This window comes from Enterobacter sp. fkY84-1 (assembly GCF_052974705.1).
This window is the reverse complement of the sequence record NZ_CP169393.1, coordinates 4,257,029-4,278,382: the sequence shown is the minus strand read 5'-3', so window position 1 is coordinate 4,278,382 and position 21,354 is coordinate 4,257,029. Positions and strand designations below refer to the sequence as shown.

Annotated in this window: 21 protein-coding genes, 2 tRNA genes and 4 rRNA genes; 18 read left to right on the top strand and 9 right to left on the bottom strand. The window is 52.4% G+C overall.

The genetic code is table 11. The annotated features are described in order from the left end of the window. Positions 1–4 precede the first annotated feature (4 nt). The 6 genes from rpsD (at position 5) to ACEPLT_RS20420 (ending at position 3,241) form a co-directional block, all read left to right on the top strand. Positions 5–625: a 30S ribosomal protein S4 gene (gene rpsD / locus ACEPLT_RS20445; RefSeq protein ID WP_004868345.1), complete on the top strand. Its 621-nt coding sequence runs from the start codon at positions 5–7 to the stop codon at positions 623–625. Between the two features lie 25 nt (positions 626–650). Continuing rightward, positions 651–1,640 carry a DNA-directed RNA polymerase subunit alpha gene (locus ACEPLT_RS20440; RefSeq protein WP_002919219.1) on the top strand — a complete coding sequence of 330 codons (990 nt, stop codon included), beginning with the start codon at positions 651–653 and terminating at the stop codon, positions 1,638–1,640. Between the two features lie 40 nt (positions 1,641–1,680). Beyond that, the gene (rplQ, locus tag ACEPLT_RS20435) at positions 1,681–2,064 is read left to right on the top strand and encodes a 50S ribosomal protein L17 (RefSeq protein WP_001216368.1); all 384 of its coding nucleotides are present in this window, start codon (positions 1,681–1,683) and stop codon (positions 2,062–2,064) included. 107 nt (positions 2,065–2,171) lie between these two features. Next, positions 2,172–2,540, top strand: a complete 369-nt coding sequence (locus ACEPLT_RS20430; protein ID WP_232929284.1) for a DnaJ family domain-containing protein — start codon at positions 2,172–2,174, stop codon at positions 2,538–2,540. 2 nt (positions 2,541–2,542) lie between these two features. Then, positions 2,543–2,968 (top strand): Zn(2+)-responsive transcriptional regulator, encoded by a 426-nt coding sequence (zntR, locus tag ACEPLT_RS20425; RefSeq protein WP_032675567.1) that lies wholly within the window; start codon positions 2,543–2,545, stop codon positions 2,966–2,968. A 57-nt stretch (positions 2,969–3,025) separates the two neighbouring features. Next, a complete protein-coding gene (locus ACEPLT_RS20420) occupies positions 3,026–3,241 on the top strand; it encodes an alternative ribosome-rescue factor A (RefSeq protein WP_023294702.1) in 216 nt (71 codons plus the stop codon). Here the strand turns inward: ACEPLT_RS20420 and mscL are convergent, their stop codons facing one another. The 5 genes from mscL to def form a co-directional block, all read right to left on the bottom strand. After that, positions 3,242–3,652, bottom strand: a complete 411-nt coding sequence (mscL, locus tag ACEPLT_RS20415) for a large-conductance mechanosensitive channel protein MscL (protein ID WP_008503483.1) — start codon at positions 3,650–3,652, stop codon at positions 3,242–3,244. 145 nt (positions 3,653–3,797) lie between these two features. Then, a complete protein-coding gene (gene trkA / locus ACEPLT_RS20410; RefSeq protein WP_008503482.1) occupies positions 3,798–5,174 on the bottom strand; it encodes a Trk system potassium transporter TrkA in 1,377 nt (458 codons plus the stop codon). 22 nt (positions 5,175–5,196) lie between these two features. Further along, positions 5,197–6,483, bottom strand: a complete 1,287-nt coding sequence (rsmB, locus tag ACEPLT_RS20405) for a 16S rRNA (cytosine(967)-C(5))-methyltransferase RsmB (RefSeq protein ID WP_232929282.1) — start codon at positions 6,481–6,483, stop codon at positions 5,197–5,199. 52 nt (positions 6,484–6,535) lie between these two features. Continuing rightward, positions 6,536–7,483 carry a methionyl-tRNA formyltransferase gene (gene fmt / locus ACEPLT_RS20400; protein ID WP_008503480.1) on the bottom strand — a complete coding sequence of 316 codons (948 nt, stop codon included), beginning with the start codon at positions 7,481–7,483 and terminating at the stop codon, positions 6,536–6,538. Between the two features lie 25 nt (positions 7,484–7,508). Then, the gene (gene def, locus ACEPLT_RS20395; RefSeq protein WP_008503479.1) at positions 7,509–8,018 is read right to left on the bottom strand and encodes a peptide deformylase; all 510 of its coding nucleotides are present in this window, start codon (positions 8,016–8,018) and stop codon (positions 7,509–7,511) included. Positions 8,019–8,145: 127 nt separating this feature from the next. On the opposite strand from def, the gene dprA reads away from it, so the two are divergent. The 6 genes from dprA to ACEPLT_RS20365 are packed head-to-tail and all read left to right on the top strand — an operon-like array spanning position 8,146 to position 11,929. Next, a complete protein-coding gene (gene dprA, locus ACEPLT_RS20390; protein ID WP_025912246.1) occupies positions 8,146–9,270 on the top strand; it encodes a DNA-protecting protein DprA in 1,125 nt (374 codons plus the stop codon). Further along, entirely contained in the window at positions 9,242–9,715 is a 474-nt protein-coding gene (gene smg, locus ACEPLT_RS20385; protein WP_008503477.1) for a DUF494 family protein Smg, read from the top strand. Before dprA ends, smg begins: the two co-directional genes overlap by 29 nt. Positions 9,716–9,741: 26 nt before the next feature. Next, the gene (locus tag ACEPLT_RS20380; protein ID WP_021242977.1) at positions 9,742–10,296 is read left to right on the top strand and encodes a DNA topoisomerase family protein; all 555 of its coding nucleotides are present in this window, start codon (positions 9,742–9,744) and stop codon (positions 10,294–10,296) included. After that, entirely contained in the window at positions 10,289–10,861 is a 573-nt protein-coding gene (gene tsaC, locus ACEPLT_RS20375; RefSeq protein ID WP_008503475.1) for an L-threonylcarbamoyladenylate synthase type 1 TsaC, read from the top strand. Before ACEPLT_RS20380 ends, tsaC begins: the two co-directional genes overlap by 8 nt. Positions 10,862–10,865: 4 nt before the next feature. Continuing rightward, complete coding sequence (gene aroE, locus ACEPLT_RS20370; protein ID WP_023326206.1) at positions 10,866–11,684, top strand: shikimate dehydrogenase; 819 nt, start codon at positions 10,866–10,868, stop codon at positions 11,682–11,684. After that, positions 11,681–11,929, top strand: coding sequence for a DUF1488 family protein (locus ACEPLT_RS20365; protein ID WP_023326205.1), 249 nt, complete (start codon positions 11,681–11,683; stop codon positions 11,927–11,929). Before aroE ends, ACEPLT_RS20365 begins: the two co-directional genes overlap by 4 nt. Here ACEPLT_RS20365 and ACEPLT_RS20360 read toward each other — a convergent pair. Continuing rightward, positions 11,905–12,459: a gamma carbonic anhydrase family protein gene (locus ACEPLT_RS20360; protein WP_023326204.1), complete on the bottom strand. Its 555-nt coding sequence runs from the start codon at positions 12,457–12,459 to the stop codon at positions 11,905–11,907. The two genes, ACEPLT_RS20365 and ACEPLT_RS20360, sit on opposite strands and share 25 nt — an antisense overlap. A 471-nt stretch (positions 12,460–12,930) precedes the next feature. Between ACEPLT_RS20360 and ACEPLT_RS20355 the strand changes: the two genes are divergently transcribed. The 6 genes from ACEPLT_RS20355 to rrf (ACEPLT_RS20330) all read left to right on the top strand — a co-directional run bounded on the left by ACEPLT_RS20355 (position 12,931) and on the right by rrf (ACEPLT_RS20330) (position 18,150). Further along, a 16S ribosomal RNA gene (locus ACEPLT_RS20355) occupies positions 12,931–14,472 on the top strand. A gap of 85 nt (positions 14,473–14,557) precedes the next feature. Continuing rightward, positions 14,558–14,633, top strand: a tRNA-Glu gene (locus tag ACEPLT_RS20350). Positions 14,634–14,815: 182 nt separating this feature from the next. Then, positions 14,816–17,719: ribosomal RNA gene (locus tag ACEPLT_RS20345) — 23S ribosomal RNA — on the top strand. A gap of 66 nt (positions 17,720–17,785) precedes the next feature. Continuing rightward, positions 17,786–17,901, top strand: a 5S ribosomal RNA gene (gene rrf, locus ACEPLT_RS20340). Positions 17,902–17,915: 14 nt separating this feature from the next. After that, a tRNA-Thr gene (locus ACEPLT_RS20335) sits at positions 17,916–17,991 on the top strand. Positions 17,992–18,034: 43 nt separating this feature from the next. Next, a 5S ribosomal RNA gene (gene rrf, locus ACEPLT_RS20330) occupies positions 18,035–18,150 on the top strand. Together the 16S, 23S and 5S rRNA genes with 2 tRNA genes alongside form the textbook arrangement of a ribosomal RNA operon. Before the next feature lie 106 nt (positions 18,151–18,256). Here the strand turns inward: rrf (ACEPLT_RS20330) and ACEPLT_RS20325 are convergent. The 3 genes from ACEPLT_RS20325 to ACEPLT_RS20315 are packed head-to-tail and all read right to left on the bottom strand — an operon-like array spanning position 18,257 to position 21,317. Further along, positions 18,257–19,015: an amino acid ABC transporter ATP-binding protein gene (locus ACEPLT_RS20325; RefSeq protein ID WP_008502871.1), complete on the bottom strand. Its 759-nt coding sequence runs from the start codon at positions 19,013–19,015 to the stop codon at positions 18,257–18,259. 7 nt (positions 19,016–19,022) lie between these two features. Further along, positions 19,023–20,126: an amino acid ABC transporter permease gene (locus ACEPLT_RS20320; RefSeq protein ID WP_193148821.1), complete on the bottom strand. Its 1,104-nt coding sequence runs from the start codon at positions 20,124–20,126 to the stop codon at positions 19,023–19,025. Positions 20,127–20,135: 9 nt separating this feature from the next. After that, the gene (locus tag ACEPLT_RS20315) at positions 20,136–21,317 is read right to left on the bottom strand and encodes an amino acid ABC transporter permease (RefSeq protein ID WP_008502869.1); all 1,182 of its coding nucleotides are present in this window, start codon (positions 21,315–21,317) and stop codon (positions 20,136–20,138) included. Positions 21,318–21,354: the final 37 nt, after the last annotated feature.

Genomic DNA, 21,354 nt, shown 5'->3' with positions numbered 1-21,354 from the left:
GAAAATGGCAAGATATTTGGGTCCTAAGCTCAAGCTGAGCCGTCGTGAGGGCACCGACTTATTCCTTAAGTCTGGCGTTCGCGCGATCGATACCAAGTGTAAAATTGAACAAGCTCCTGGCCAGCACGGTGCGCGTAAACCGCGTCTGTCTGACTATGGTGTGCAGTTGCGTGAAAAGCAAAAAGTTCGCCGTATGTACGGTGTGCTGGAGCGTCAGTTCCGTAACTACTATAAAGAAGCAGCACGTCTGAAAGGCAACACAGGTGAAAACCTGCTGGCTCTGCTGGAAGGTCGTCTGGACAACGTTGTATACCGTATGGGCTTCGGCGCTACTCGTGCTGAATCACGTCAGCTGGTTAGCCACAAAGCAATCATGGTAAACGGTCGTGTTGTTAACATCGCTTCTTATCAGGTTAAAGCGAATGACGTTGTTAGCATTCGTGAGAAAGCGAAAAAGCAATCTCGCGTGAAGGCCGCTCTGGAGCTGGCTGAGCAGCGTGAAAAGCCAACCTGGCTGGAAGTTGATGCTGGCAAGATGGAAGGTACGTTCAAGCGTCAGCCAGAACGTTCTGATCTGTCTGCGGACATTAACGAACACCTGATCGTCGAGCTTTACTCCAAGTAAAGCTTAGTACCAAAGAGAGGACACAATGCAGGGTTCTGTGACAGAGTTTCTAAAACCGCGCCTGGTAGATATCGAGCAAGTGAGTTCGACGCACGCCAAGGTGACCCTTGAGCCTTTAGAGCGTGGCTTTGGCCATACTCTGGGTAACGCACTGCGCCGTATTCTGCTCTCATCGATGCCGGGTTGCGCGGTGACCGAGGTTGAGATTGATGGTGTACTTCATGAGTACAGCACCAAAGAAGGCGTTCAGGAAGATATCCTTGAAATCCTGCTCAACCTGAAAGGGCTGGCGGTGAGAGTTCAGGGTAAAGATGAAGTTATTCTTACTCTGAATAAATCTGGCATTGGCCCTGTGACTGCAGCCGACATCACCCACGACGGTGATGTTGAAATCGTCAAGCCGCAGCACGTGATCTGCCACCTGACCGATGAGAACGCAGCTATTAGCATGCGTATCAAAGTTCAGCGCGGTCGTGGTTATGTGCCGGCTTCTGCCCGAATTCATTCGGAAGAAGATGAGCGCCCAATCGGCCGTCTGCTGGTCGACGCATGCTACAGCCCTGTAGAGCGTATTGCCTACAATGTTGAAGCAGCGCGTGTAGAACAGCGTACCGACCTGGACAAGCTGGTCATCGAAATGGAAACCAACGGCACAATCGATCCTGAAGAGGCGATTCGTCGTGCGGCAACCATCCTGGCAGAACAACTGGAAGCTTTCGTTGACTTACGTGATGTTCGTCAGCCGGAAGTGAAAGAAGAGAAACCAGAATTCGATCCGATCCTGCTGCGCCCTGTTGACGATCTCGAATTGACTGTCCGCTCTGCTAACTGCCTCAAGGCAGAAGCTATCCACTATATCGGTGATCTGGTACAGCGTACCGAGGTTGAGTTGCTGAAAACGCCGAACCTGGGTAAAAAATCTCTTACCGAGATTAAAGACGTGCTGGCTTCTCGTGGTCTGTCTCTGGGCATGCGCCTGGAAAACTGGCCACCGGCAAGCATTGCTGACGAGTAACCGGATCACAGGTTAAGGTTTTACTGAGAAGGATAAGGTCATGCGCCATCGTAAGAGTGGTCGTCAACTGAACCGCAACAGCAGCCATCGCCAGGCTATGTTCCGCAACATGGCAGGTTCACTGGTTCGTCATGAGATCATCAAGACGACCCTGCCTAAAGCGAAAGAGCTGCGTCGCGTAGTTGAGCCGCTGATTACTCTTGCCAAGACTGACAGCGTTGCTAATCGTCGTCTGGCATTCGCCCGTACTCGTGATAACGAGATCGTGGCAAAACTGTTTAACGAACTGGGCCCGCGTTTCGCGAGCCGTGCCGGTGGTTACACTCGCATTCTGAAGTGTGGCTTCCGTGCAGGCGACAACGCGCCGATGGCTTACATCGAGCTGGTTGATCGTTCAGAGAAAGCAGAAGCTGCTGCAGAGTAATCTGCAGTAACGTAAAAAAACCCGCTCCGGCGGGTTTTTTTATATCCGCGATATCCCCACTTCTCTACAATATCTGTATCAATTCTGTTCATCCTCTGGAGCGGGTAATGTGGCTGCTTGACCAGTGGGCAGAACGCCATATTCGTGATGCCCAAAAAAAAGGTGAATTCGACGATCTTCCGGGACGCGGCGAACCCCTTATGCTTGACGATGACTCGCATATTGCGCCTGAATTACGGGCGGGATACCGTTTACTAAAGAATGCAGGCTGTCTCCCTCCTGAACTCCAACAGCGCAGAGAGGCTGTTGAACTTGTCGATCTGCTAAAAGGGATCCGTCAGGACGATCCGCGACATTCTGAAATTAGCCGCCGCCTCGCCCTGCTTGAACTTAAACTGCGTCAGGCAGGAATGAATACTGACTTTCTGCACGGTGAATACGGTGAACGCTTGTTGCGGAAAATAAACGAGGAGTAGTTATGTACCGTATCGGTGAACTTGCGAAGCTCGCGAACGTCACACCGGATACCATCCGATATTACGAAAAGCAGCAGATGATCGATCATGAAGTTCGTACTGAAGGTGGCTTCCGACTTTATACCGATAACGATCTGCAGCGCCTGCGGTTTATTCGTTATGCGCGTCAGCTTGGTTTCACATTAGATTCGATCCGCGAGTTATTATCGATCCGCATCGATCCGGCACATCACACCTGTCAAGAGTCGAAAAGCATTGTGCAGGCCCGGTTGGATGAAGTTGAAGCACGCATTCAGGAATTGCAAACCATGCAGCGCTCTCTGCAAAGGCTGAATGATGCTTGTTGTGGCACGGCCCACAGCAGTATTTATTGTTCTATTCTGGAAGCCCTTGAACAGGGGGCCAGTGGGGAAAACGAGGACTGTTGATTTTTAGTCCAACCAGGTCTAGACTCCCGTCGACATAAACCATGCTCAGGAGAATTTATGAGCCGCTATCAGCACACGAAAGGACAGATTAAAGACAATGCCATTGAGGCACTTCTTCATGACCCGCTATTCAGACAGCGCGTTGAGAAGAATAAAAAAGGGAAAGGAAGTTATCTGCGTAAAGACAAGCATGCAAAACGGGGTAACTGGGAGGCCAGTGGCAAACAAGCGAATCGCTTATTTACCACTGGCCTTCCTGCTTTAAGCTTCTGATTAAACGCGCTTGTTCTGCTCTTTTAACAGATCGCGAATCTCACTCAGCAGCACTTCTTCTTTTGTCGGTGCAGGCGCTGCTGCCGGCTCTTCTTTTTTACGGTTGAGTTTATTGATCAGCTTGATAGCCATAAAAATGGCAAACGCCACAATCACGAAATCAAATACGTTCTGAATAAATACGCCGTAGTGCATCACGACTGCCGGCACATCACCCTGTGCTTCACGCAGCGTGAAAGCGAACTGTTTGAAATCAATGCCCCCGATCAGCAACCCTAAAGGTGGCATGATAATGTCGGCCACTAATGATGAAACAATCTTGCCGAATGCTGCACCAATAATGACACCCACTGCCAAATCCACCACGTTTCCGCGCATCGCAAATTCGCGAAATTCTTTAATAAAACTCATTTTGTTCTCCTTGTGCCAGCTGACGACTATAAGTTTAACAAATGATTAGCTAATTGCCATTCGTGATAATTAAACGTTATGCAAAATATAAGGCACAGAAATGAGATGGATAAAGAGCGGGTACCCATTGAGAGCACCCGACACATTAAAGGAAGAATGGGCTTGGCTGGAATAAACGTTCGACGTCGGTAATAAACTTTTTATCGGTAAGGAACATAATAACGTGATCGCCTTGCTCAATGCGCAAATTATCATTGGCAATCATGACATCATTCCCGCGCACGACAGCACCAATAATGGTGCCCGGTGGCAGCTTAATTTCGTCTATCGAACGGCCCACGACGCGTGATGTGGTTTCATCTCCGTGCGCTACGGCTTCAATGGCTTCCGCTACCCCGCGACGAAGCGATGATACCCCAACAATATCCGCTTTACGCACATGGCTCAGTAACGCGGAAATTGTCGCCTGCTGCGGCGAAATGGCAATATCAATAACGCTGCCCTGAACCAGATCAACATAGGCCTTGCGCTGGATAAGCACCATGACCTTCTTTGCCCCCATACGTTTCGCGAGCATGGCGGACATTATATTCGCCTCGTCGTCGTTGGTGACGGCAATAAAAAGATCAACTTGATCAATATGCTCTTCAGCCAGCAACTCCTGATCTGACGCATCGCCATAAAATACGATCGTATTTTGCAGTTTTTCCGCCAGTTCTGCCGCTCGCTGCTGATCGCGTTCGATCAATTTTACGCTGTAATCTTTTTCAAGCCGGTGTGCCAGACCGGCACCAATATTGCCGCCGCCGACCAGCATAATGCGTTTATAGGGTTTTTCGAGACGCTGGAGTTCACTCATCACCGCACGAATATGCTGTGAAGCCGCAATAAAGAAGACTTCGTCCCCGGCTTCGACAATCGTAGAGCCCTGCGGGCGGATAGGTCTGTCGTGGCGGAAAATAGCCGCGACGCGCGTATCAATATGCGGCATATGCTCGCGCATGGTGGACAACGCGTTGCCAATCAACGGGCCGCCGTAATAGGCCTTAACGACGGCCAGGCTCACTTTACCTTCGGCAAAGTTCACCACCTGCAGGGCGCCCGGATATTCGATCAGACGGTAGATATTGTCGATCACCAGCTGTTCTGGCGCGATGAGATGGTCAATAGGAACTGCTTCTGAATTAAACAGTTTCTCAGCATCGCGGACATAGTCCGGAGAGCGGATGCGCGCGATTCGGTTTGGCGTGTTAAAAAGCGAGTAGGCCACCTGACAGGCCACCATATTGGTTTCGTCAGAACTGGTCACCGCAACCAGCATGTCGGCATCGTCAGCGCCCGCCTCACGAAGGACGCGGGGGTGCGAACCATGACCCTGCACAACGCGCAGGTCAAATTTGTCCTGTAAAACACGCAGGCGATCGCCGTTTGTATCCACTATGGTGATATCGTTGTTTTCGCCAACCAGATTTTCCGCCAGCGTTCCACCAACCTGTCCTGCGCCCAGAATGATAATCTTCATCTCTCGTGACCTGTTCTCAACATCACTCTTTGATTAGCTTAGCGTAAAAGAAGCCATCACCCTCTTCTGTACCCGGCAGATTCTGCTGACCCGGGCATTCAGGCGTTCCCGTATCGTGCAGCGCCGCGTCCGGGGTTCGTTTAAGGAAGGCCGCGATTTGCTGACTGTTTTCTTCCGGCAGTACTGAACAGGTTGCATAGACCAGCGTGCCGCCGGGTTTGAGATGCGGCCAGATGGCGTCGAGGATGTCGGATTGCAGTTGGGCAAGCTCACTAATATCACGATCGCGACGCAGCCACTTGATATCCGGATGACGACGAATCACACCGGTTGCAGAGCAGGGGGCATCCAGCAAAATGCGATCGAATTGTGTTTCGCCACACCATTCTGCGGGTTGGCGTCCATCGCCTTGCTTAACCTGTGCCTTCATGCCCAGGCGCTTGAGGTTGTCGTAGACGCGTGAAAGACGTTGCTCATCAACGTCCACTGCCATCAGGCTGGCCTGCGGAGCCACTTCAAGAATATGCGTCGTTTTGCCCCCTGGTGCGGCGCAGAGATCGAGGATCTGCTCACCGTTTTGGGGTTCAAGCCAGGCCATGCAACCCTGAGCAGAAGCATCCTGTACCGTTACCCAACCCTCTTCAAAGCCGGGTAATGCATGTACCGGTGCAGGCGATGCTAAGCGCACGGCATCAGGGTATGCGTCATGGGTGAAGCCGCTCATTCCAGCTTCTTCGAGTAATGCCAGCCATGCGTCACGGGTGTGGTGATTACGATTCACGCGTAACCACATTGGCGGACGCTGGTTGTTGGCATCGGCAATGTCCTGCCACTGCTGCGGATAAGCTTTTTTCAGGCGCTTCAACAGCCAGTCCGGATGCAGGAAGCGCGCTTCGTTTTGGGCAAATTCAGCCAGAAGCTCATCCTGCTGTCGCTGGAACTGACGCAATACGCCGTTGATCAGCCCTTTCAGCTGAGGACGTTTAATCGCAACGGCACCTTCCACCGTCTCTGCCAGCGCGGCATGAGGTGGGATGCGGGTATGAAGAAGCTGATAAAAACCCACCATAATTAAATAATGTACGGTGCGCTGCTTGCCCGTCATTGGGCGGGACATCAGCTTGTTAATCAACCACTCAAGCTGAGAGAGTGTGCGCAGGACGCCAAAGCAGAGCTCCTGAAGCAGGGCTTTATCTTTATCAGAGACTTTTTGCTGCAGGGGAGGCAGGACGTTGCTCAGTGACTGGCCCTGCTCGATAACCTGCTCGACGGCCTGGGCCGCCATGCTGCGTAGATTTTGTTTTTTCATAACCGTAAAAATAAAAATGCCCGGAAACACCGGGCCTTAAGAATAAATTTGCTCAGGCAAGGCGATTGCCAGGGATAAACCATTCGCGACGGGAATTTAGTAGATCCTGAGCACTCATGGCTTTTTTACCGGCCGGTTGGAGCGATTCAAGATTCAAAATCCCTTGCGCAGTTGCCACCTGGATGCCGTTCTTGCTGGCATCAATAATCGTACCGGGTTCCGCCGTAGTCGCACCGCTAATGACGGAGGCTTTCCAGACTTTTACTGGCTGCTCATCAATTTCCAACCAGCTCATCGGCCACGGATTAAAAGCGCGAATGCAACGTTCAAGTTGAGCGGCTGACAGGGACCAGTCGATCCGCGCTTCTTCTTTGCTCAGCTTTTCGGCGTAGGTTACCAGCGCGTCGTCCTGAACTTCTGGTTTTGCCGTATTGTCAGCAAGCTGCTGAAGCGTCTCGATGAGCCCTTGTGGGCCAAGCTCTGCCAGTTTGTCATACAGCGTGGCGCTGGTATCGTCTGACGTAATGGGGCAGGCCAGTTTATAGAGCATGTCGCCGGTGTCTAAACCTACGTCCATCTTCATGATGGTAACGCCCGTTTCGGCATCACCCGCCCACAGCGCGCGCTGGATAGGTGCTGCACCACGCCAGCGTGGGAGCAGGGACCCATGCACGTTGATGCAACCCAGACGCGGCATATCAAGCACGGCTTTTGGCAGAATTAAACCGTAAGCCACCACCACCATTACGTCGGCATTCAGGTCAGCAACAAGCTGCTGATTTTCCTGCGGGCGCAGCGATGCGGGCTGAAAAACAGGAAGCCCATGCTCTTCTGCCAGCACCTTGACCGGGCTCGGCATCAGTTTTTTGCCGCGACCAGCAGGACGATCCGGCTGGGTAAAGACGCCAACAACCTGGTGACCAGACGATAACAGCGCGTCAAGATGACGCGCTGCAAAATCAGGGGTTCCCGCGAAGATAATACGTAGTGATTTAGACACGATGATCCTTGTATCCGGTGGGACGTTATGCGCGAGAACGCAAACGATCCAGTTTCTCTACTTTCTGACGAATACGCTGCTGTTTCAGCGGCGAGAGATAATCGATAAACAGTTTACCGACCAGGTGATCCATCTCATGCTGAATACAAATCGCCAGCAGATCGTCTGCCTCCAGTTCGAACGGATTACCGTCACGATCCAGAGCGCGAATTTTCACTTTCTCAGCACGCGGCACTAACGCACGCTGTTCTGGAATAGACAGACAGCCTTCCTCAATACCGGTTTCGCCACTCTTTTCAAGCAGCTCTGGGTTGATCAGCACCAGACGGCCATCGCGATTCTCAGAAACGTCGATCACGATAATACGCTTGTGAATGTCCACCTGCGTTGCCGCCAGGCCAATGCCTTCTTCGGCGTACATGGTATCGAACATATCATCAACGATACGCTGGATTTCTGCATTCACTTCTTTAACCGGTTCAGCGACGATGCGAAGGCGCTCGTCCGGAATATGTAATACTTGCAAAACTGCCATAAATTTCCAGAGTCGTGTTCAGGAGTTGATAAGAATACTCCCTCTATTCTAGACAAATCCCCCATCGATTGACAGCATCAGTGACCAATCGCAATGATTGCGGAGACCGCTTATGGCAGGGGAAAGGATGACATCTACCGAGATTTGGCTACGGCTCATGCACACAGGTTCTTTGTGTGGTGATGTCATGGTGGAAGCGGCTGCACGACTGCAGAGGCAGGAAGGCATCGACACGCTTGTTCTGAGAAACGCTGGTTTGACAGCTAAGCAGGCTGAACGGTTCGTTGCGCTCAATGAGAGTGAGCTGGAACGTAGCCTGATATGGCTTGAGCAGCCGGGTCATCATTTATTAACGGCCAACCATCCCCTTTATCCCCCTTTGCTCCGCACGATCCCTGATTATCCCGGAGCATTATTCATAAAAGGTAACCCTGAGACGCTTAATACCGTTCAGCTGGCGGTGGTAGGCAGTCGTGCGCCGTCATGGTACGGCGAGCGGTGGGGGAAAATCCTGTGCGAACAACTTTCACAAAGTGGTTTCACGATCACCAGCGGGCTGGCCTGTGGTATTGACGGCGTTGCCCACAGCGCGGCGCTGTCAGTAAAAGGACGAAGTGTCGCGGTGCTGGGAAACGGTCTTTTTAGTATTTATCCACGTCGGCATCAGGCATTGGCGATGCGGCTTATTGAGTCTGACGGCGCGATAGTGTCTGAGTTTCCGCTTTCCGCGCAGCCCCGACCGGCAAACTTTCCGCGTCGTAATCGCATCATCAGCGGCCTTAGCAAAGGCGTGCTGGTGGTCGAAGCCGCGCGGCGAAGCGGTTCGCTGGTCACGGCACGGTGCGCGCTCGAACAGGGGCGAGAAGTCTTCGCCTTGCCAGGCCCGATAGGTAATCCCGGATGCGAGGGACCGCACTGGCTGATTAAGCAGGGGGCAACACCGGTAACGGAAGTCGCGGACATTCTTGAAAATTTGCAATATGGGCTGCAATGGCTGCAGGAAGATCCCGAAAAGCGACAATATTCATCAGATCAGGGAAAGGTGGCATTGCCATTTCCCAAGCTCCTGGCTAACGTAGGAGATGAGGTAACACCTGTTGACGTTGTCGCTGAACGTGCCGGCCAACCTGTGCCAGTAACGGTAGCACAGCTACTCGAACTGGAGTTAGCAGGGTGGATCGCAGCTGTACCCGGCGGCTATGTCCGATTAAGGAGGGCATGCCATGTTCGACGTACTGATGTATTTGTTTGAGACTTACATCCATAACGAAGCAGAAATGCGAGTGGATCAGGACAAGTTGACACAGGATCTTACCGATGCGGGATTTGAGCGGGAAGATATCTACAATGCGTTGATGTGGCTGGAAAAACTGGCTGATTATCAGGAAGGCCTTGCCGAACCGATGCAGCTTGCTTCTGACCCATTGTCAGTACGCATTTATACCGCTGAAGAGTGTGAACGGCTGGACGCCAGCTGCCGGGGATTCATTTTATTCCTTGAGCAGATTCAGGTGCTAAACCTCGAAACGAGAGAAATGGTGATAGAGCGCGTCATGGCGCTGGATACCGCAGAATTTGAACTGGAAGATCTCAAATGGGTGATCCTGATGGTTCTGTTTAATATCCCGGGCTGTGAAAATGCCTATCAGCAAATGGAAGAATTACTCTTTGAAGTGAATGAAGGTATGCTGCACTAATTCAATGTGCAGCACCAAGAGTTGTTATGGCCAAATCAGCACTATTCACGGTGCATAAAAACGAGCCCTGCCCGCAGTGCGGGGCTGAACTTGTTATTCGGTCCGGGAAACACGGCCCGTTTCTCGGTTGTTCTCACTATCCGGAATGTGATTATGTTCGTCCTCTGAAAAGCCAGGCGGATGGACATATCGTTAAAATTCTGGAGGGGCAGCTTTGTCCTCTTTGCGGTGGCGAACTCGCGCTACGCCAGGGGCGTTTCGGCATGTTTATTGGATGTAGCCGCTACCCGGAATGTGAACATACGGAACAAATTGATAAGCCTGATGAAACGGCAATCTCATGCCCTCAGTGTCAGCGCGGTCAGTTGGTACAGCGCCGCTCCCGTTATGGTAAGACTTTCCATTCGTGCGATCGCTACCCTGAATGCCAGTTCGTTATCAATTTTAAGCCGGTAGCGGGAATCTGCCCTCATTGCAATTATCCGCTACTGATAGAGAAGAAAACCGCGCAAGGCATGAAACGCTTCTGCGCCAGTAAACAATGTGGAAAGCCGGTTACGGCGGATCAAAATAGTGAATAATAACCTGCCATCAGGCTCCATTGCGCATGCAGTGGACGTACTGAAAAATGAAGAAGTCATCGCCTATCCAACTGAAGCTGTTTTTGGGGTCGGTTGCGATCCTGACAGCGAGACGGCTGTAAGCCGTCTGCTTACCCTGAAACAAAGACCCGTCGAGAAAGGACTGATTTTGATCGCTGCGAATTACGAGCAGCTTAAGCCCTATATTGATGACTCTATGCTAACGCCAGCACAGCGCGAGACAATCTTCTCCGCGTGGCCTGGACCGGTCACCTTTGTTTTCCCGGCGCAGCCGACAACCCCGCGCTGGTTAACCGGACGCTTTGATTCCCTTGCCGTTCGCGTCACTGACCATCCGCTGGTGGTGGAGCTGTGCCTGGCATTTGGTAAACCACTGGTCTCAACCAGCGCCAACCTGACCGGGCAGCCGCCTTGTCGGACAACCGAAGAAGTGCTGGCGCAGTTCGGGAATGACTTCCCTGTCGCTGTCGGTGAAACGGGAGGGCGCCTGAATCCATCTGAAATTCGCGACGCTTTGACCGGCGAACGTTTTCGCCAGGGGTAATCTCATGGAAACCTATGCTGTTTTTGGTAATCCCATTGCACACAGCAAGTCACCGTTGATTCATCAGCAATTCGCGGAGCAGTTGCAGATAGATCACCCCTATGGTCGCGTACTGGCGCCAGTGGATGCCTTTATCCCTACGCTGGAGGCCTTTTTCGCCGCGGGGGGCAAAGGTGCGAATGTGACGGTCCCGTTTAAAGAAGAAGCCTTTGAACGTGCGGATGAGCTGACCGAACGCGCTTCACTTGCTGGTGCAGTCAATACCCTAAAACGGCTTGAGGATGGACGCCTTCTGGGGGACAACACCGACGGGATTGGTTTACTCAGCGATCTGGAAAGACTCTCCTTTATCAAGCCCGGATTCCGAATCCTGCTGATTGGCGCGGGTGGCGCATCGCGGGGCGTTTTGTTGCCTCTGCTTTCACTGGACTGTTCGGTGACCATCACGAACAGAACCTTTTCCCGGGCAGAAGCACTGGCGGCGTTGTTTGCGCATACCGGCAGCGTGAGCGCGGTAGCGCTTGACGATCTTGTCGAACGTGAGTTCGATCTTGTCATTAATGCCACATCCAGCGGCATCAACGGTGAGATCCCGGCGATCCCCGCTTCGCTGGTCAGTGCGCATATGTACTTCTATGACATGTTCTATCAGAAAGGGAAGACGCCTTTCCTGAACTGGTGTGAACAACACGGCGCGAAACAGTTAGCCGATGGGCTGGGAATGCTGGTGGGGCAGGCTGCGCATGCGGTGCTGCTCTGGCACGGCGTGTTGCCTGCGGTCGAGCCGGTCATTGAAAAGCTAAAGCAGGAGCTTTCGGCGTGAATCAGGCTATTCATTTCCCGGACAGAGAGAGCTGGGATGAGCATAAACAAGCGGTCTGTTTTCCGGTGCTGGTGCAGGGCATGCAACTTACCTGTGCCATCCATGGAGAAACGCTGTTGCATCGTTTTGGCGGCGCAGACCCGCTAGCGGTATTTTGCGAAAATCGCTGGGATCTGGAAGAGGAAGCCAGCGATTTAATCCGCGAACAGCAGGAAGACGATCAGGGCTGGGTTTGGTTATCCTGATCCAGATAGTCATTCTTCCATTTTACGTAGTTGTTCGCCGAGTATTTTAATCCTTCGATCTCTGCCTCCTTAAGGGGGCGGATCTGTTTTACCGGACTTCCCAGATAGAGATAACCGCTCTCCAGCCGTTTGTTCTGCGGGACCAGGCTACCGGCACCAATCATTACGTCATCTTCTACTATGACGCCATCCAGCAAAATCGACCCCATGCCAACAAGGACGCGATTTCCGATCGTGCAGCCGTGGAGCATCACTTTATGGCCGACGGTAACATCCTCTCCAATGATGAGGGGATTACCCTCGGGGTTATAGGAGGATTTGTGCGTGACATGCAGAACGCTACCGTCCTGAATGTTGGTACGTGCACCAATCGACACATAGTTAACATCTCCCCTGATGGCGACGAGCGGCCAGATGCTGACATCTTCGGCCAGTCGGACATCACCAATGACCACACTACTGGCGTCGATCATCACGCGATCGCCTTTTTGGGGGAACAGATCTTTATAAGGACGCAATACTGCAGACATATCTACCTCTAAGAATGAGCGCTATACAGAAGACTTTGATCGTATTAATGGATCGAGGCAAGGCAAAATACGTCAATATTTAAGCAGATCGGGCGGGATTTCAGCGAAAAGCGCGGAAAATCAGCAGTCGGAAAAAAAGATCTAAAAAATACTTGTGCTAAAAATTGGGATCCCTATAATGCGCCTCCATCGACACGGCGGATGTGAAACACTTCACAGACAACGCGGTCGGTTGAAGAGAAAAAATCCTGAAATAACGGGTTGACTCTGAAAGAGGAAAGCGTAATATACGCCACCTCGCAACGGTGAGCGAAAGCCGCGTTGCACTGCTCTTTAACAATTTATCAGACAATCTGTGTGGGCACTCAAAGTGACATGGATTCTTAACGTCCTCGGACGAAAAATGAATACCAAGTCTCTGAGTGAACATACGTAATTCATTACGAAGTTTAATTCACGAGCATCAAACTTAAATTGAAGAGTTTGATCATGGCTCAGATTGAACGCTGGCGGCAGGCCTAACACATGCAAGTCGAGCGGCAGCGGAAAGTAGCTTGCTACTTTGCCGGCGAGCGGCGGACGGGTGAGTAATGTCTGGGAAACTGCCTGATGGAGGGGGATAACTACTGGAAACGGTAGCTAATACCGCATAACGTCGCAAGACCAAAGAGGGGGACCTTCGGGCCTCTTGCCATCAGATGTGCCCAGATGGGATTAGCTAGTAGGTGGGGTAACGGCTCACCTAGGCGACGATCCCTAGCTGGTCTGAGAGGATGACCAGCCACACTGGAACTGAGACACGGTCCAGACTCCTACGGGAGGCAGCAGTGGGGAATATTGCACAATGGGCGCAAGCCTGATGCAGCCATGCCGCGTGTATGAAGAAGGCCTTCGGGTTGTAAAGTACTTTCAGCGGGGAGGAAGGCGTTGAGGTTAATAACCTCAGCGATTGACGTTACCCGCAGAAGAAGCACCGGCTAACTCCGTGCCAGCAGCCGCGGTAATACGGAGGGTGCAAGCGTTAATCGGAATTACTGGGCGTAAAGCGCACGCAGGCGGTCTGTCAAGTCGGATGTGAAATCCCCGGGCTCAACCTGGGAACTGCATTCGAAACTGGCAGGCTAGAGTCTTGTAGAGGGGGGTAGAATTCCAGGTGTAGCGGTGAAATGCGTAGAGATCTGGAGGAATACCGGTGGCGAAGGCGGCCCCCTGGACAAAGACTGACGCTCAGGTGCGAAAGCGTGGGGAGCAAACAGGATTAGATACCCTGGTAGTCCACGCCGTAAACGATGTCGACTTGGAGGTTGTGCCCTTGAGGCGTGGCTTCCGGAGCTAACGCGTTAAGTCGACCGCCTGGGGAGTACGGCCGCAAGGTTAAAACTCAAATGAATTGACGGGGGCCCGCACAAGCGGTGGAGCATGTGGTTTAATTCGATGCAACGCGAAGAACCTTACCTACTCTTGACATCCAGAGAACTTAGCAGAGATGCTTTGGTGCCTTCGGGAACTCTGAGACAGGTGCTGCATGGCTGTCGTCAGCTCGTGTTGTGAAATGTTGGGTTAAGTCCCGCAACGAGCGCAACCCTTATCCTTTGTTGCCAGCGGTTAGGCCGGGAACTCAAAGGAGACTGCCAGTGATAAACTGGAGGAAGGTGGGGATGACGTCAAGTCATCATGGCCCTTACGAGTAGGGCTACACACGTGCTACAATGGCGCATACAAAGAGAAGCGACCTCGCGAGAGCAAGCGGACCTCATAAAGTGCGTCGTAGTCCGGATTGGAGTCTGCAACTCGACTCCATGAAGTCGGAATCGCTAGTAATCGTAGATCAGAATGCTACGGTGAATACGTTCCCGGGCCTTGTACACACCGCCCGTCACACCATGGGAGTGGGTTGCAAAAGAAGTAGGTAGCTTAACCTTCGGGAGGGCGCTTACCACTTTGTGATTCATGACTGGGGTGAAGTCGTAACAAGGTAACCGTAGGGGAACCTGCGGTTGGATCACCTCCTTACCTTAAAGAACCTGCCTTTGCAGTGCTCACACAGATTGTCTGATGAAAAGTAAATAGCAAGGCGTCTTGCGATTGAGACTTCAGTGTCCCCTTCGTCTAGAGGCCCAGGACACCGCCCTTTCACGGCGGTAACAGGGGTTCGAATCCCCTAGGGGACGCCACTTGCTGGTTCGTGAGTGAAAGTCACCTGCCTTAATATCTCAAAACTCATCTTCGGGTGACGTTTGAGATATTTGCTCTTTAAAAATCTGGATCAAGCTGAAAATTGAAACGACACATCTTAATGGTGTGTTCGAGTCTCTCAAATTTTCGCAATCAGAAGTGAAACATCTTCGGGTTGTGAGGTTAAGCGACTAAGCGTACACGGTGGATGCCCTGGCAGTCAGAGGCGATGAAGGACGTGCTAATCTGCGAAAAGCGCCGGCGAGGTGATATGAACCTTTGACCCGGCGATGTCCGAATGGGGAAACCCAGTGTGATTCGTCACACTATCGTTAACTGAATACATAGGTTAACGAGGCGAACCGGGGGAACTGAAACATCTAAGTACCCCGAGGAAAAGAAATCAACCGAGATTCCCCCAGTAGCGGCGAGCGAACGGGGAGCAGCCCAGAGTCTGAATCAGCTTGTGTGTTAGTGGAAGCGTCTGGAAAGTCGCACGGTACAGGGTGACAGTCCCGTACACGAAAACGCACAGGTTGTGAACTCGAAGAGTAGGGCGGGACACGTGGTATCCTGTCTGAATATGGGGGGACCATCCTCCAAGGCTAAATACTCCTGACTGACCGATAGTGAACCAGTACCGTGAGGGAAAGGCGAAAAGAACCCCGGCGAGGGGAGTGAAAAAGAACCTGAAACCGTGTACGTACAAGCAGTGGGAGCACCTTCGGGTGTGACTGCGTACCTTTTGTATAATGGGTCAGCGACTTATATTCTGTAGCAAGGTTAACCGTATAGGGGAGCCGAAGGGAAACCGAGTCTTAACTGGGCGTTAAGTTGCAGGGTATAGACCCGAAACCCGGTGATCTAGCCATGGGCAGGTTGAAGGTTGGGTAACACTAACTGGAGGACCGAACCGACTAATGTTGAAAAATTAGCGGATGACTTGTGGCTGGGGGTGAAAGGCCAATCAAACCGGGAGATAGCTGGTTCTCCCCGAAAGCTATTTAGGTAGCGCCTCGTGAACTCATCTTCGGGGGTAGAGCACTGTTTCGGCTAGGGGGCCATCCCGGCTTACCAACCCGATGCAAACTACGAATACCGAAGAATGTTATCACGGGAGACACACGGCGGGTGCTAACGTCCGTCGTGAAGAGGGAAACAACCCAGACCGCCAGCTAAGGTCCCAAAGTCATGGTTAAGTGGGAAACGATGTGGGAAGGCACAGACAGCCAGGATGTTGGCTTAGAAGCAGCCATCATTTAAAGAAAGCGTAATAGCTCACTGGTCGAGTCGGCCTGCGCGGAAGATGTAACGGGGCTAAACCATGCACCGAAGCTGCGGCAGCGACACTATGTGTTGTTGGGTAGGGGAGCGTTCTGTAAGCCGTTGAAGGTGTGCTGTGAGGCATGCTGGAGGTATCAGAAGTGCGAATGCTGACATAAGTAACGATAAAGCGGGTGAAAAGCCCGCTCGCCGGAAGACCAAGGGTTCCTGTCCAACGTTAATCGGGGCAGGGTGAGTCGACCCCTAAGGCGAGGCCGAAAGGCGTAGTCGATGGGAAACAGGTTAATATTCCTGTACTTGGTGTTACTGCGAAGGGGGGACGGAGAAGGCTATGTTAGCCGGGCGACGGTTGTCCCGGTTTAAGCATGTAGGCGGAACGATTAGGTAAATCCGGTCGTTTATTAACGCTGAGGTGTGATGACGAGGCACTACGGTGCTGAAGTAACAAATGCCCTGCTTCCAGGAAAAGCCTCTAAGCATCAGGTAACATCAAATCGTACCCCAAACCGACACAGGTGGTCAGGTAGAGAATACCAAGGCGCTTGAGAGAACTCGGGTGAAGGAACTAGGCAAAATGGTGCCGTAACTTCGGGAGAAGGCACGCTGATATGTAGGTGAAGCCCCTGCGGGTGGAGCTGAAATCAGTCGAAGATACCAGCTGGCTGCAACTGTTTATTAAAAACACAGCACTGTGCAAACACGAAAGTGGACGTATACGGTGTGACGCCTGCCCGGTGCCGGAAGGTTAATTGATGGGGTTAGCGGCAACGCGAAGCTCTTGATCGAAGCCCCGGTAAACGGCGGCCGTAACTATAACGGTCCTAAGGTAGCGAAATTCCTTGTCGGGTAAGTTCCGACCTGCACGAATGGCGTAATGATGGCCAGGCTGTCTCCACCCGAGACTCAGTGAAATTGAACTCGCTGTGAAGATGCAGTGTACCCGCGGCAAGACGGAAAGACCCCGTGAACCTTTACTATAGCTTGACACTGAACACTGGTCCTTGATGTGTAGGATAGGTGGGAGGCTTTGAAGTGTGGACGCCAGTCTGCATGGAGCCGTCCTTGAAATACCACCCTTTAATGGCTGGTGTTCTAACGTAGACCCGTGATCCGGGTTGCGGACAGTGTCTGGTGGGTAGTTTGACTGGGGCGGTCTCCTCCCAAAGAGTAACGGAGGAGCACGAAGGTTAGCTAATCCTAGTCGGACATCAGGAGGTTAGTGCAATGGCATAAGCTAGCTTGACTGCGAGAGTGACGGCTCGAGCAGGTGCGAAAGCAGGTCATAGTGATCCGGTGGTTCTGAATGGAAGGGCCATCGCTCAACGGATAAAAGGTACTCCGGGGATAACAGGCTGATACCGCCCAAGAGTTCATATCGACGGCGGTGTTTGGCACCTCGATGTCGGCTCATCACATCCTGGGGCTGAAGTAGGTCCCAAGGGTATGGCTGTTCGCCATTTAAAGTGGTACGCGAGCTGGGTTTAGAACGTCGTGAGACAGTTCGGTCCCTATCTGCCGTGGGCGCTGGAGAATTGAGGGGGGCTGCTCCTAGTACGAGAGGACCGGAGTGGACGCATCACTGGTGTTCGGGTTGTCATGCCAATGGCACTGCCCGGTAGCTAAATGCGGAAAAGATAAGTGCTGAAAGCATCTAAGCACGAAACTTGCCCCGAGATGAGTTCTCCCTGAGACTTTAAGTCTCCTGAAGGAACGTTGAAGACGACGACGTTGATAGGTCGGGTGTGTAAGCGCAGCGATGCGTTGAGCTAACCGATACTAATGAACCGTGAGGCTTAACCTTACAACGCCGAAGGTGTTTTGGCGAAGAGACAGATTTTCAGCTTTGATACAGATTTAACAGAATTTGCCTGGCGGCTTTAGCGCGGTGGTCCCACCTGACCCCATGCCGAACTCAGAAGTGAAACGCCGTAGCGCCGATGGTAGTGTGGGGTCTCCCCATGTGAGAGTAGGGAACTGCCAGGCATCAAATTTAGCGTGCTGATATGGCTCAGTTGGTAGAGCGCACCCTTGGTAAGGGTGAGGTCCCCAGTTCGACTCTGGGTATCAGCACCACTTTATACTTAGGTTAAAGTTCGGCAAGAAGTAAAAGAATTTGTCTGGCGGCTTTAGCGCGGTGGTCCCACCTGACCCCATGCCGAACTCAGAAGTGAAACGCCGTAGCGCCGATGGTAGTGTGGGGTCTCCCCATGTGAGAGTAGGGAACTGCCAGACATCAAATAAGTGAGAAGGCCATCCGAAAGGATGGCCTTTTTGCGTTATGATTCTCGTGAAAACGGTAGGCCCGGTAAGCGCAGCGCCACCGGGCAAAAAGATCTGATTAATGAATCACCTGCGACAGGAATGCTCGCGTACGTTCTGACTTCGGATGCGCAAAGAACTCATCCGGCGGTGCCTGCTCAACAATCTCGCCGCGGTCCATAAAGATCACCCGGTCGGCCACGGTTCTCGCGAATCCCATCTCATGCGTGACGCACAGCATGGTCATGCCGGATTGGGCCAGCCCAATCATGGTATCCAGAACCTCCTTCACCATTTCCGGATCCAGCGCAGATGTCGGTTCGTCAAACAGCATGATTTTGGGTTTCATGCACAGCGAACGGGCGATAGCCACACGCTGCTGCTGTCCACCCGATATCTGACCGGGAAACTTATTGGCATGCTCTGCGATACGTACACGCTCCAGATAGTGCATTGCCAACGCCTCGGCTTCCTTTTTCGGCATCTTTCGTACCCAAATCGGTGCAAGCGTACAGTTTTGCAGAACGGTCAGGTGCGGAAACAGATTAAAGTGCTGAAATACCATTCCCACTTCCTGACGCACGCGTTCGATATTGCGGATATCTTCATTCAGCTCGATACCATCAACCACGATGCGTCCTTGCTGATGCTCTTCAAGGTGGTTAATACAGCGAATGGTTGTGGATTTCCCGGAGCCGGACGGGCCGCACAGGACAATGCGTTCGCCCTGTTTGACCTTAAGATTAATGTCCTTCAGGACATGAAACTGTCCGTACCATTTGTTCACGTCTTCCAGCGTAATCATCGCGTCGGCGGGTGTCATAGTTATTTGGCTCATATTTTCCTCAGTGCGGTGTACGCCCGGTGTTAAAGCGCTTTTCCAGATGCTGGCTGTAGCGCGACATGCTAAAACAAAAGATCCAGTAGATTAGGGCAGCAAAGACATATCCTTCGGTGGACATACCCAGCCAGACAGGGTCAACGGTTGCCTGTTGTACGCTGCTAAAGAGATCGAACAACCCGATGATGATCACCAGGCTGGTATCCTTGAAGAGGGCAATGATCGTGTTGACCAGGCCCGGAATGACCAGCTTGAGTGCCTGGGGAAGAATGACCAGCCCCTGGGTTTTCCAGTAGCCGAGCGCCAGTGATTCCGCCGCTTCGTACTGGCCTTTAGGCAACGCCTGCAGACCACCGCGCACAACTTCAGCGACATAGGCGGACTGGAAGAGGATCACCCCGACCAGGGCACGGATCAGTTTGTCGATCGTTGTTCCTTCTGCCATAAATAGCGGCAGCATGACCGATGACATAAACAGAACGGTGATAAGCGGTACGCCGCGCCAGAACTCAATGAAGATAACGGAGAGCACGCGAACGATCGGCATTTTTGAACGCCGTCCGAGGGCAAGTAAAATCCCCCACGGCAGAGCACCGGCTATCCCCACTGACGCGATAATCAACGTCAGCGTCAGTCCGCCCCACTGGCGTGTTTCAACGCGTTCCAGCCCCAGAAAACCGCCATACAAGAGCACCCAGACAATAATTGGATAAACCACTGCCCAGACGGCAATATAGCGTCCACGATGAGGCAGCTTTTTCCAGAACATGACCGCAACAGAGAGCAGGCCGATAACCAGCGCGAGATTAATCCGCCAGCGCTGTTCGTGGGGATACAATCCATACATGAACTGACCGAAACGTTCATGAATAAACACCCAGCAGGCACCGGCTTTTGTACAATCAGCTCGGGTTGAACCGACCCAGTTGGCCTGTAAAAACGCCCAGTTCAGCAGGGGAGGAATCAATTCCCACATGAGCCACAGGCAGACAATCGTCAGCAGGCTGTTACTCCAGCTGGAGAACAGATTCTTTCGCGCCCAGAGAATGAAACGTCCACTTGTCGAGTTGGCAGGGCGCGAGGCGTGCGACAGTATCGCTTTTGTCATCATAGATCCTTAGCGCTCGACCAGTGCTATACGACGGTTATAGAGGTTCATCAGCAGTGAAATTACCAGGCTGATGATGAGATAGACAGACATGGTGATGGCGATGGTTTCAATGGCTTGTCCGGTCTGGTTAAGCACGGTTCCGGCGAAGAGTGACACCATATCCGGGTAACCAATAGCGGCGGCCAGCGACGAGTTTTTGACAATGTTGAGATACTGGCTGGTCAGCGGCGGAATGATGACCCGCAACGCCTGCGGAATAATGACCTGACGAAGCGTCACCGTATGCGGTAATCCTAGTGAGCGTGCCGCTTCGTGTTGCCCGTGCGGGACGGCCTGGATCCCGGCACGAATAATCTCAGCGATAAAGGCTGAGGTATAAATCGATAGCGCCAATGTCAGAGCCGCCAGTTCAGGAATTAACACCATTCCACCCTGGAAGTTAAAGCCTCGCAGATGGGGAACATCCCAGTGCAACGCGGCGCCAAATAGCCAGTGTGCCACTAGCGGCAGGCTAACGATCAGGATGACTGCGGTGGGCCAGGTTCTACGAAGCTGACCGGTTTTGATCTGATGCTTGCGGTTAAAACGGAATACCCCAGCGGAGAGGGCAAGCGCTATCACAATTGCGCCGATGAAAGCATACAGTCCTTCGCCCGGCTGAGGAGAAGGAATGGACAACCCACGGTTACTCAGGAAAAACAGCTCAAACGCGTCGACGGCCTGACGGGGACCAGGAAGGTTACGCAGTACGGCGAAATACCAGAAGAAGATCTGCAGCAGCGGGGGGATATTGCGGAACGTCTCGATATAAACCGTCGACAGCTTCCGCAGGAGCCAGTTTTCTGAAAGACGTGCCAGGCCAATAAAGAAGCCCAGTATCGACGCGAAGACGATACAAAGCGCCGATACCAACAGCGTATTCAGTAAACCGACCACGAATACGCGTCCGTACGTGTCACCTTCCTGGTAATCAATAAGATGCTGAACAATGCCAAAGCCCGCGCTGCGATCCAAAAACGCAAAACCGGAGGTAATGCCGCGATTGTTCAGGTTGGTGATGGTGTTATGGATGAGATACACGGCGATGAGAACAACCGCAACAATAGCAATAATCTGGAATAGCCAGGCGCGGACCGCGGGATGAGAAAAGGATAGCGATCCTTTTACGGCTGAGCGGCGATGGGACATAAAGAAACCTCAGTAACCATGACTCTGGAGTGGGCAC

Bases quoted from the DNA above. Each gene is read 5' to 3' on its own strand.
- rpsD (WP_004868345.1), top strand. From the start codon at position 5: ATGGCAAGATATTTGGGTCCTAAGCTCAAGCTGAGCCGTCGTGAGGGC.
- ACEPLT_RS20440 (WP_002919219.1), top strand. From the start codon at position 651: ATGCAGGGTTCTGTGACAGAGTTTCTAAAACCGCGCCTGGTAGATATC.
- rplQ (WP_001216368.1), top strand. From the start codon at position 1,681: ATGCGCCATCGTAAGAGTGGTCGTCAACTGAACCGCAACAGCAGCCAT.
- ACEPLT_RS20430 (WP_232929284.1), top strand. From the start codon at position 2,172: ATGTGGCTGCTTGACCAGTGGGCAGAACGCCATATTCGTGATGCCCAA.
- zntR (WP_032675567.1), top strand. From the start codon at position 2,543: ATGTACCGTATCGGTGAACTTGCGAAGCTCGCGAACGTCACACCGGAT.
- ACEPLT_RS20420 (WP_023294702.1), top strand. From the start codon at position 3,026: ATGAGCCGCTATCAGCACACGAAAGGACAGATTAAAGACAATGCCATT.
- mscL (WP_008503483.1), bottom strand. From the start codon at position 3,652: ATGAGTTTTATTAAAGAATTTCGCGAATTTGCGATGCGCGGAAACGTG.
- trkA (WP_008503482.1), bottom strand. From the start codon at position 5,174: ATGAAGATTATCATTCTGGGCGCAGGACAGGTTGGTGGAACGCTGGCG.
- rsmB (WP_232929282.1), bottom strand. From the start codon at position 6,483: ATGAAAAAACAAAATCTACGCAGCATGGCGGCCCAGGCCGTCGAGCAG.
- def (WP_008503479.1), bottom strand. From the start codon at position 8,018: ATGGCAGTTTTGCAAGTATTACATATTCCGGACGAGCGCCTTCGCATC.
- dprA (WP_025912246.1), top strand. From the start codon at position 8,146: ATGACATCTACCGAGATTTGGCTACGGCTCATGCACACAGGTTCTTTG.
- smg (WP_008503477.1), top strand. From the start codon at position 9,242: ATGTTCGACGTACTGATGTATTTGTTTGAGACTTACATCCATAACGAA.
- ACEPLT_RS20380 (WP_021242977.1), top strand. From the start codon at position 9,742: ATGGCCAAATCAGCACTATTCACGGTGCATAAAAACGAGCCCTGCCCG.
- aroE (WP_023326206.1), top strand. From the start codon at position 10,866: ATGGAAACCTATGCTGTTTTTGGTAATCCCATTGCACACAGCAAGTCA.
- ACEPLT_RS20360 (WP_023326204.1), bottom strand. From the start codon at position 12,459: ATGTCTGCAGTATTGCGTCCTTATAAAGATCTGTTCCCCCAAAAAGGC.
- ACEPLT_RS20325 (WP_008502871.1), bottom strand. From the start codon at position 19,015: ATGAGCCAAATAACTATGACACCCGCCGACGCGATGATTACGCTGGAA.
- ACEPLT_RS20320 (WP_193148821.1), bottom strand. From the start codon at position 20,126: ATGACAAAAGCGATACTGTCGCACGCCTCGCGCCCTGCCAACTCGACA.
- ACEPLT_RS20315 (WP_008502869.1), bottom strand. From the start codon at position 21,317: ATGTCCCATCGCCGCTCAGCCGTAAAAGGATCGCTATCCTTTTCTCAT.